The sequence below is a fragment of the Endozoicomonas sp. ONNA1 genome (assembly GCF_024606325.1).
Classification (GTDB): Bacteria; Pseudomonadota; Gammaproteobacteria; order Pseudomonadales; family Endozoicomonadaceae; genus Endozoicomonas_A.
In genome coordinates, this window is record NZ_JAHHPN010000617.1 from 1 (window position 1) to 10,334 (window position 10,334).

The following is a 10,334-nucleotide window of genomic DNA, read 5'->3' on the forward strand; positions in this document are numbered from 1 at the left end:
ACCTGAGAACAGTCTTGACGGGTGATGGCAGCAGCATGGCCTACTGACAGGGTTGAGCCGATGTTGCGGTCCAGTGTCAGAGTCGATGTGGAGGTGTCATGGTGGGTTACGGAGAAAACAATGTCGGGATTAACCTTAAAGATCAGCAGGCTTTCCGAGGTGGCCTGAGCGTCCATCTTTGACCGGGTGTCAGAAAGGTTCAATCCCTGAATAGGTTGTTCAGCGGTGAGCCATTCATGGCTGGCACTATTTTGAAGCAGGGCATTTCCAATAGAAGTTTCTCTATTGCAGCCTGTGTATCCTGCTACACGGACGTCACTCGAAATGGAGCTTACGGCAATTCGTGCTGCTTCCTGCATCAGTCCCAGCTGAAAGTTCAATCGATTGGAATTATTGCTGCTCAGAAAGACCTGAGTGACTGAGGCAATGATCAAAATGCCCAATAACATGGCAATCATCAGTTCAATCAGGCTGAGTCCCTTCTGCTTGATGTGGTTCATGATTTATAGAGTGCTCCTGAGAATCACCTGGCGGCGGGTCTGCTGTCCTTTGCTGTCATCAAAGAAGATCGTGATGGTGTAGTTCCGGCCCTCTGGTACATCGGTTTTGACAATTGAACCGTCTGAATCGGGGAGCTGGGCGTCCAGAATGAACTTCCATTGCGCAATGTCATAACGGGCTAACTCAGCGGGTGTGCAATCTGCGGTGTCGCAATCATTAGGATAAGCAGCGGGCGCATTGCCGACACTGGCCGAATAACCGGGCCCGTTAAGTGCGTAGACCGGGTTGGCTTTGATCCTGTCGAGCATGTCGTAGGCAAGGATGTTGGATAGGGAATTGAGATAGGCAATGTTGTTGTAACTGATGCTTCGGGTCTGTAAAGCGGCCATACCTAAGAGGCCAGAAGCCAGAATGACGACTGTGATCAGAACTTCTACCAGGGTCATGCCTGCTTGGGAACGTCCTGAATTCATGGACAAACCACTGAGTTGGCGGAGCGTACTCTACCAGACAGGTTAATGGTAACACCTCTGGCGATCTTCGATGTTGTCAGACTGTCGCAAATAAGAAAGTTGCCTGAACTGGTGTTGTTGACGGTGCCATCTCCCTGAAACACGATTGGCGTGCTGTTACTCCAGGTAATTGAGGCGATAGATTCTATTGTCTGTGAGCGTCTCAAGGTATCGACTCCTGCGTCAAATACGCCGTTACTGTTTTCATCGGTGAAAATGACCCAGCCTTGACTCCAAAGGGTTGGATCTGCTGCGCAGGTAGTCCCGTCAGTGGATGCACAGGCGATGGTATTGCTGCCGGTTTTAACGGCTTCACTGCGGGCGTAGAGCAGGTTTGAAAGGAGGTTTTGCTGAATGTTTGAGAAACGAATGGTGTTCGAGACTTCCCTCAGTTGTGGCAGTCCCATGGCAACAATAATCCCGGCGATCAACAGAGTGATCATCAGCTCAATTAATGAAAATCCTTTTTCTCCAGGCTCAGGGCTGTTTTTTGCCCCGGGCTCAAGGCTGTTTGAGTGCCCCATGAGATCTGACCGGTTTTTAGCGTTTATCTGATCAGTTTAGAAGTGGATTTTGATGATTCGGGTGAAGGGGTAGAGAACCTGCGGAATTATTATCAAAGCAGCCAATGAGATAAAAACAGGGATGGTTTTTTGACAGGGGGCTAATGATTTCGGCCGCATGGCAGTTATAAGAATGAGATAACCCTTAAACTCTCGTTGAATCAGGTCAATGTCATGGAGCAGGAAAACAGGGATACCATCCGGCTGCTCATAGTGGATACTTCCTCTGAAGAAGCTGAGGCACTGCTTAATGTTTATCGGGATGCCGGATACCCGACCCGTGCTCATCATGTCACTTCTATAAAGAGTCTGGAAGAAGCTCTGTCTGGTCATCAGAAATGGGATTTGATGATTATCTCTTCAGCCGAGCTGCCAGAGGGATTAACGATCAGTTCAGTGCTTGATCGGGTTGACCAGCAGGGCAGGGACATTCCTTCGATAGTATTGTCAGAACAACCGGAAGAAGAACAGTTGCAATGGCTCAAGCTGGGAGTAAGAAGTGTTATTGCTCAAGACAATGATGAACTGCTTCTGCTGACTTCTGATCGGGAAATTGCCGACCTTAACGCCCGCCGTCACCATCGACTGATGAGCGTTGCCCTGAATGAATCAGAGAAACAGAGACGTCACCTGTTGGACGATCAGGTGGATGCCATCATCTATATCAGTGAAGGTCAGGTTAAATACTCAAACCCGGCATTCAATGAGCTGGTGGGTCTGGATGGCAATGCCAGTCTTCTCGGTAAACCCTTTACTGATCTGGTGGCGGGAAAAGATCGCAGGGAAGTGGGTGATTTCCTGAACAGTATCGAAGACAGTGGCCGGGCCCTGGCAGCGATTCAGTGTCCGTTGCTGGCAGTTCAGGATAATGAAGTGCCTGTCAGGGCTATAGTCAGTCCTACTTCCTTTGAGGGACGTTATACACTGAGTCTGCTGGTTAGGCTCCAGGAAACTGAAGAGGCCTCGGATGTTGAGCATAAAGACGTCGAAGTGGCCCGTCTTGATAGCGAAACCCATCTCTATGATAAAGAAGCTTTCAAAGAGCAGATGGATGTTGCCATGCAGAGAGTGGTTGCGGGTAAAGACCAGTTTGCCTTGCTTTGTATTACTCTCGATTCACTGCGTGCGCTTCATGCCAAAGGCGGTAAAAGAGTCAGCCAGCCCTATTATAAAGAAGTCAGTTCACGTCTTGGTTTGGAGTTAATAGAACATCAAGCTGCCAGTTGGAGCGGTGACTGTATCATGGCTTTGGTGAAAGCCAGTGATGAAAAGTCGGTGCGGGAATTGGCCGATCAAGTCATTAAAGCGGTTACACAAGAGACGGTCACACTGGGCAGCAATGAGCTTCCGGTCAGGCTGAGTCTGGGTAGTGTCATGCTGACCGATTCCAACAGTGATCCTGATACTCAGTTGGTCAGAGCTCGCCATGCTGCTATTCAGGCCCAAAAAGAAGGCGGCGGAAAACTTTGTTTCTATCAGAAACGTAAGGTTAATGCGGTCAGTTCGGTTGAGAAGCATCTGGCAGGAATGGTCAGCCAGGCTCTGAAAAATGACAATTTTAAATTGAAATATCAACCAGTGGTCAGTTTGAAAGGTTCTTCTGAAAAGCACTTTGAAGTTCAGTTGCGTATGTTGGATACCAGAGGTCGTGAACATGACTCAGTGACATTTAGAAATAAGCTGGACAAAAATGCTCTCTGGAGCAAAGTCGATCGCTGGCAGGTCATAGAAGCAGGAAAAGAGCTTCTGAGCAGAACCCAGAATAAGGATAACATCCGACTCTTCATGCATCTTGGCGGCAATGCCATTCTGGAGAAAGAGTTTTTGCCCTGGTTGGGCGTTGCACTCAAGGCGGCAGCTATGCCTGCTTCGTCGGTGATTGTGGAAATCAGTGAACAGAATATTGTCCGCTTCAATAAACAGGCTCCGGACTTTTTCAAGGCGGTCAAGGCGCTGGGTTGCAGTACCGGAGTGAGTGAATTTGGCTGCAGTTTGAACCCTATGGAAACCATTGCGCCAATGGCGGTGGATTATGTCAAGGTTGATCCTTCTTTCACTAAAGATCTAACCAGCGAAAATCAGGGTAAAGAACTCAAGAAAATGGTCCTCGCTTTATCGGAAAAGGGGCAGAAAGTGATCGTTCCTCAGGTTCAGAGTGCTGTTGAGATGGCCCCGCTGTGGCATACCGGTGTCGATTTCATCCAGGGCGACTTCCTTCAGGAGCCTGTGGAACATATGGACTTTGATTTTGAGGGGGACTTCTAGTGGCTGACGCAGCCTCCCCGTAATCAAGGAAGATTTTGAGTTTTACACTGACTGCAACATCGTTGAAAATAGCCGGCTCACAGATTGAAGATTAAGAGATCAGGCTTTTTAATGTCAGCAAAGCTCAATATCGTCATGGCCCAGCTTAACCTCAAAGTGGGTGATATAGACGGCAACACCCAGCGGGTGATCGAATCGGCTGAAGAAGCGCGTGATCAGCATCAGGCCGATCTGGTGGTTTTTCCTGAACTGACACTCTGCGGGTATCCACCTGAAGATCTGTTACTCAGGCCCAGTATGGTGTTGAGAATTGAGCAGGCTATCAGCAAGCTCGGTGTGGTCAAAGGTATTGATCTGGTGATTGGATTACCTGCCATGGGAGCACATGGTCTGGAAAATCAGGCAGTGGTCCTTAGAGACGGTCAGGTGATGGCCCGATACGCAAAACAACATCTGCCTAACTACCAGGTATTCGATGAGAAGCGCTACTTCATGTCGGGACATGAACCCTGCGTCTATGAGTGTAAAGGGGTAAAACTGGCTCTGACTGTCTGTGAAGATCTCTGGTATCCCTCATCCGCTCAGCAGGCTGCAGATGCCGGGGCGGAGCTGGTTCTGAGCCTCAACGCTTCCCCCTTTCATAAAGATAAACACACTATCCGTTACCAGACCATCCGCAACCGTTGTCTAGAAACGGGTCTTCCCGTGCTTTATGTCAACCTCCTGGGTGGACAGGATGAGCTGGTGTTTGATGGTGGCTCTTTTGCCATGAACGGCAATGGACAGGTCGCTGTCAGGGCCGATTACTTTGCCGAAGGTCTCTACAAAACCTGTTTCGACATAGCAGACAAGACGTTTGATCAGGAAGACGTTGCCGAGCTGCCTGGCCTGCACGAACGAGTCTACAATGCTCTGGTCACGGGAGTTCGTGACTATGTGAATAAAAATGGCTTTAAAGGGGTTGTGTTAGGTTTATCCGGTGGGATTGATTCTGCCTTGACTCTGGCCATTGCCACCGACGCTTTGGGCGCCGAACGGGTTCAGGCGGTTATGATGCCTTTCCGCTATACCTCAAACATGAGTCTCGAAGATGCCCGGGAAGAAGCCGAAATTCTGGGTGTCGATTATTCCGTCATGCCTATTGAGCCGATGTTTGATGCGTTTATGTCAATGCTGAGTTCTCAGTTTGAGAATACCCGAAAAGACACCACAGAAGAAAACCTCCAGTCCCGTTGCCGGGGCGTCATGCTGATGGCCATTTCCAACAAGAAAGGTTACATGGTCCTCACTACCGGCAATAAGAGTGAAATGGCGGTAGGCTATGCCACGCTCTATGGCGATATGTGCGGTGGTTACAATGCTCTGAAAGATGTACCAAAAACGCTTGTCTTTGAGTTGTCCGAGTACCGTAACTCTCTGGGTTATGTTATTCCGCAACGGGTGATTGATCGTCCACCTTCTGCCGAACTCGCACCTGATCAGGTAGACGAAGACAGTCTGCCTCCCTACGACGAGCTGGATCGAATCATCGAAATGTATGTGGAAGAAGATAAAAGCGCTGAAGCCATTATCGATTCCGGCTTTGACCGGGATACTGTCTATCGGGTGTTGCGTCTGATTGATGTTAATGAATTCAAACGTCGGCAGGCGGTGGTGGGGGTTCGTATTACGCCCCGCGGTTTTGGACGTGACCGCCGTTACCCGATTACCAACGGCTGGCGTCCGGGTATTTGATGGTCTGAACAAACCCGGACTACCCCGGTCGCGCTTATGCGTTTGCCAGAGCCATATAGGTCTGGTGAACCTCATCCAGTTGTTTAAACAGCTGCTCCAGCGAGCCGCTGTTATCAACCACGTCGCTGGCTTTCTCCAACCTCTGTTTACGGGAAGCCTGTCTCGCCATAATAGCCCGGGTTTGTTCTTTGCTCATGCCGTCGCGGCTCATGGTTCTTGCCAACTGAGTGTCTTCAGGAACATCGACAACCAGGATACGTTGGGTGAGCAAGTGTTGATCTGTTTCTACCAGAAGCGGCGAAACCATGATGGTGTAAGGAGACTCGGACGCTTCCAGTTCCTGAATAATCTGATGACGAATCAAAGGGTGCAGCAACTGTTCCAGCCATAAACGTTCGCTGTCGTCATTAAAAATAATGTCCCTGAGCTTTCTTCGGTCCAGAGTGCCTTCGTCAGTAAGAATATCCTGACCATGTCTTTCTGCAATTTTCTGCAGAGCTGGCTGACCGGGTTCCACCACTTCTCTTGAAGCCTGGTCCGCATCCACTACGGTAATACCGAGACTGGAAAAGTAGTCGGTAACGGCGGTTTTACCACTGCCGATGCCGCCCGTTACGCCAATAACCAACTTACTCATGTTCAGCTCACAGTCCCATAATCTGCAGATAAGATTGAACCAGTGTTTCTCCCCAAAGCAGGGCAATAAAGCCCGCAGCGGCCAGATAAGGCCCAAAGGGAATAGGGTTGCTCCGCTCCTGCTTTTTCAGGATGATTAGCACCACCGCGACAATCGTTCCCACCAGTGAGGACAGCAGAATAATCAGAGGTAGCATTTGCCAACCCATCCAGGCACCGAGTGCCCCCAGTAGTTTAAAGTCGCCGTAGCCCATACCTTCTTTGCCCGTCAGCAGTTTGAATAGCCAGTAAACAGACCACAGTGAAAGATAACCGGCAGCAGCACCCAGCACCGCGTCCTCTAAAGGAATCAATAACTCAAAGCTGTTGGCTAGCAGGCCCAGCCAGAGTAAGGGCAAGGTAATGCTGTCCGGCAGCAGTTGGGTGTCCAGGTCAATCATGCTCAATGCCAGTAGGGACCAGACTAAACAGCACAGTAAAATCGTCTGGAGCGTGGCGCCAAAGTAGATGCCAACAGCAACGGTCAGCAGGGCAGAGACTACCTCAATGATCGGATAGCGAACAGAAATAGAGGTTTTGCAGGAAGAGCAACGGCCTTTCAAAAACAGATAGCTGATAACCGGGATATTTTCCCAGGCCCGGATCTTGTGGCCACAGCTCGGACAGGTGGAGTCGGGCTTGATCAGGTTATAAGGTTCCATCTCAGCAGGAACCTTGTCCGGGTGAAGTGTTTCCAGACACTCCAGCTTCCACTGCCGTTCCATCATTACCGGCAGGCGCAGAATAACAACATTGAGAAAGCTACCAACCAGAAGGCCGACCAGGAGCAGGATGAGATAGAAATAAGTGGGTGAAGACTGGAGTAATTCTAAGAGTGCCATTAGTCAATAAATCCGGTTTTCTTAATATGAAAGTGCCGCATGTTCAGATCCAGAGACACATTATAATTTGATAGCAGCGACACTTTGGCTCATGGCTGTTTTCTGATCTTACTCTACTTGATTTTTGGATTCAGTGCATTCTTATGGGCAAACTCTATTGGTCTGTCAGGTTGTCCTTATCGATTTCAAAATGGCTATGATGTGTCAAAAACAATGATTACATTGGAGCAAATTAATGCATTTCGGTCTGTAGTTGAGAGTGGCAGCTACAGTGCCGGAGGGTGTGACATAACCAGATACCGATTCACATCAAAAAGCTTCATGGGCTCTACATTGCACTACAATCATCGTGGTGGCCACCCGGTCTGAACTCGAAAAGTATTGCATGGTGCCAAATGAGACTTAGGTTTATTTTCTTTTATCGTCTTCTGTTAAGCCTGATTACCGGCTGTCCTGCTTTCCTTTATGCCTCCCCTTATCAAATAGAAGTAATAGCTGTTAATGCTGAAAACATGCGATATATTGCATATACCTCGGGTACTGTTCATCAAGCCAAACATGATTTATCCGAAGCATCGAACAGGCATTTATCTAACGAAAGTTTGCCACCGGTTATCGAGGAATCTGGCGACACCCAAAAGAAAGTGCTCTACGAACTGAAAGACGATGATAATTTTATTACACCCACCCCAACACTCCCGCCGGTGCCCGATGTTATTGAATTTGCTCACGAGAAAGAAGTCTCAATACAGAAAGAGCTTGCAGCCAGCACCTTGACGGTCAAGCCAACGCCTAATGAACCAGCTGCAAGACACTTCACCTATGCAACCATAAGGGCAGAAGCAAGCTCCAATGACATGCAATCGACAACGCTTTTGCCACAAGCCTCAATTCTTTCAGCTTCGGCTTCATCCAGCCCTGCAGATTTTCAGAGCAATGGGAATAAGCTACTTTGCACTCATTGCGGCAAGAGCCTGACTGCAGGAATGCATACACAAAAACAAAACCATCAAAAACAGCTTATGGGGCAGAGTCCGAGCTCTTTTGCTGGCCCCGGTGGCCTTGGTGGCCAGGGTAAAGACCAGCAAGACGAAGAGAATAAGGATGCGAAACGCGCGCAACACAAGAAATACACTCCTCCCCCGCCACCACAGGGTGGCGGATCCAAACGTCGCCAGTTCCGCTCTGCCGTCACTGCGGCGCAAAGACTGCCGGATGTAAAGCCACATGTACAGTGCAGGCTGCGCTTGCTCAAACTGCAACGCATCAATGACTACCTGCTGCTGGAGGAAGAGTACATCACGAATCAGAGCCGCCTGAACCGGGAGAGCAGTATCGACAGGGAGCAGTTAATGGTGGATGAGGTTCGCGGCTCGCCAATGAAAGTGGGGGTACTGGAGGAGATCATCGATGAAAACCATGCCATCGTCAGCGGGTCGGACGGTTTGCCGCACTACGTGAACATCATGTCCTTCGTGGACAGGGACAAGCTGGAGCCGGGCGGTCAGGTGCTCCTTCACAGCAAGCAGATGTCCATCATTGGCGTACTTTCGGATGAGGTCGACCCCATGGTTCGTGTGATGATGGTCGAGAAAGCCCCGATGGAGTCTTACGTTGATATTGGCGGCCTGGAGAAACAGATACAGGAAATCAAGGAGGCCGTCGAGTTGCCGCTCACACATCAGGAGCTTTACGATGAAATTGGCATTTCCCCACCTAAGGGGGTCATCTTCTACGGGCCGCCCGGAACCGGTAAAACGCTGCTGGCCAAGGCCGTCGCACACCATACCAGCGCCACCTTCCTGCACGTCGTCGGGTCGGAGCTCATTCAGAAGCACCTTGGCGACGGTGCCAGACTGGTGCGTGAGCTGTTCCGCGCTGCAGAGGAGTATGCGCCGTCCATCGTCTTCATTGACGAGATCGACGCCGTCGGTACTAAACGCTACGAGTCACATAGTAGTGGCGAGAACGAGATCAAGCGCACCATGCTGGAACTCCTGAACCAGCTTGACGGATTTGATAGCCGCACCGACGTCAAGGTCATTATGGCCACCAATCGCATTGAGGCACTTGACCCGGCTCTCATCCGGCCCGGTCGCATCGACCGCAAGATCGAGTTCCCTGTACCGGACTCCGAGACCCAGAAAAAAATCTTCAACATCCACACCGCCAAGATGGCCCTGGCCGAAGACGTCAATCTCGAAGAGTTCATCATAACCAGAGATAACCTCAGTGGTGCTGACATCAAGGCCATCTGCACAGAGGCCGGTCTGCTGGCCCTGCGCGAGCGCCGAATTCGGGTCACACAGACAGACTTCAGAAAGGCCAGAGAGCAGATTATGTACCTTAAAAATGAGTGTATTTCGGAAGGGTTGTATTTATGATGCGTGTGCATACCACCGGGTGAATTAGCCTGATGACTCAGAACGACTCATTAAACACTGCTTGAAAAGAAAAATATCCGGTCAGAGAGACCCTGTGCCAAAAAGATATTTTAGGGCAATCACTTTTTGTGATTCAGGGTAAAAAAGCACTCCCAACCGAGTTCGCTCTCTATCTGTATCCTCGCGCAAATCATCTGGCGAAGCAGGCGAAAGAATTTGAACAGGTAGCACTTTCTGCTCAGGATATGAAGATTACTGAGTTCAAAATTTGCTACGACGTACAAATTTCCATGGCGTTTTTAACTGAGCTTGATGCAACGATTGCTGAAACTTATCCGTCATTGCTGGTACATTGGCTGCACCGCAACCGACACGACGCATTAGCTTTTCTTGAAAAAGATGAAGCGCAGGTAGCTCTGATGCCCACTTTATCTGATTTACTGCCATCTGAACGTGTTGGGGTAATGAACATTGGAGCATCAAAACTGGGCATCTATGCTCATCCCGCTTCGCCACTGGCCCGGCTAGTCTTCTTTCCTTTGATATTTCATTAGCGTACCCGATAAGTAGCAGGGAACAGGTACAAATCGCTGATCATCGAAAGAGTGTTGTTAAAGAAATCAAGTAAGTGATCGGCCATGGGAATCAATATGTGAAAATGCTACAAGAGTTTAAACAAACCCTGATCGCCCAGACCACCACCAGAAAAATCAAAGTCCGCGCAGGGAGTCAGGATGGTTAGCATTACCGGCGAAGAGGGACTGGAACAAGCCCGGCCATCAGGCGGCTATTTCCAGCCGAACCCCTGGCAGCCTGTCGGACTTAAGCGTCCGTAGCGAGGATTGCAAGAAATTGAGG

9 protein-coding genes are annotated in these 10,334 nt (G+C 49.6%); 4 read left to right on the forward strand and 5 right to left on the reverse strand.

Annotated elements, in window-relative coordinates; genetic code table 11:
- From KDK19_RS14420 to KDK19_RS14430, 3 genes are all read right to left on the reverse strand, one after another.
- Positions 1-500: PilW family protein (locus KDK19_RS14420; protein WP_257292235.1), on the reverse strand; the 500-nt coding region annotated here is incomplete at its 3' end.
- Between the two features lie 3 nt (positions 501-503).
- Positions 504-974: a type IV pilus modification protein PilV gene (gene pilV / locus KDK19_RS14425; RefSeq protein WP_257253235.1), complete on the reverse strand. Its 471-nt coding sequence runs from the start codon at positions 972-974 to the stop codon at positions 504-506.
- Positions 971-1,537: a GspH/FimT family pseudopilin gene (locus KDK19_RS14430; protein WP_257274233.1), complete on the reverse strand. Its 567-nt coding sequence runs from the start codon at positions 1,535-1,537 to the stop codon at positions 971-973. The genes pilV and KDK19_RS14430 overlap by 4 nt, the downstream gene beginning before the upstream one ends.
- A gap of 213 nt (positions 1,538-1,750) precedes the next feature.
- Between KDK19_RS14430 and KDK19_RS14435 the strand changes: the two genes are divergently transcribed.
- Positions 1,751-3,841, forward strand: a complete 2,091-nt coding sequence (locus KDK19_RS14435) for an EAL domain-containing protein (RefSeq protein WP_257292236.1) — start codon at positions 1,751-1,753, stop codon at positions 3,839-3,841.
- 111 nt (positions 3,842-3,952) lie between these two features.
- On the forward strand, positions 3,953-5,575 hold the full coding sequence (locus KDK19_RS14440; RefSeq protein WP_257253150.1) for an NAD+ synthase: 1,623 nt from the start codon (positions 3,953-3,955) through the stop codon (positions 5,573-5,575).
- A gap of 34 nt (positions 5,576-5,609) precedes the next feature.
- Here the strand turns inward: KDK19_RS14440 and coaE are convergent, their stop codons facing one another.
- Positions 5,610-6,212, reverse strand: a complete 603-nt coding sequence (coaE, locus tag KDK19_RS14445; protein WP_257253148.1) for a dephospho-CoA kinase — start codon at positions 6,210-6,212, stop codon at positions 5,610-5,612.
- 7 nt (positions 6,213-6,219) lie between these two features.
- Complete coding sequence (locus tag KDK19_RS14450; RefSeq protein ID WP_257253147.1) at positions 6,220-7,092, reverse strand: A24 family peptidase; 873 nt, start codon at positions 7,090-7,092, stop codon at positions 6,220-6,222.
- A gap of 395 nt (positions 7,093-7,487) precedes the next feature.
- Between KDK19_RS14450 and KDK19_RS14455 the strand changes: the two genes are divergently transcribed.
- Both KDK19_RS14455 and KDK19_RS14460 read left to right on the forward strand, forming a co-directional pair.
- Positions 7,488-9,476 carry an AAA family ATPase gene (locus KDK19_RS14455; RefSeq protein WP_257253146.1) on the forward strand — a complete coding sequence of 663 codons (1,989 nt, stop codon included), beginning with the start codon at positions 7,488-7,490 and terminating at the stop codon, positions 9,474-9,476.
- 128 nt (positions 9,477-9,604) lie between these two features.
- Entirely contained in the window at positions 9,605-10,030 is a 426-nt protein-coding gene (locus tag KDK19_RS14460) for a hypothetical protein (RefSeq protein ID WP_257280491.1), read from the forward strand.
- Positions 10,031-10,334: the final 304 nt, after the last annotated feature.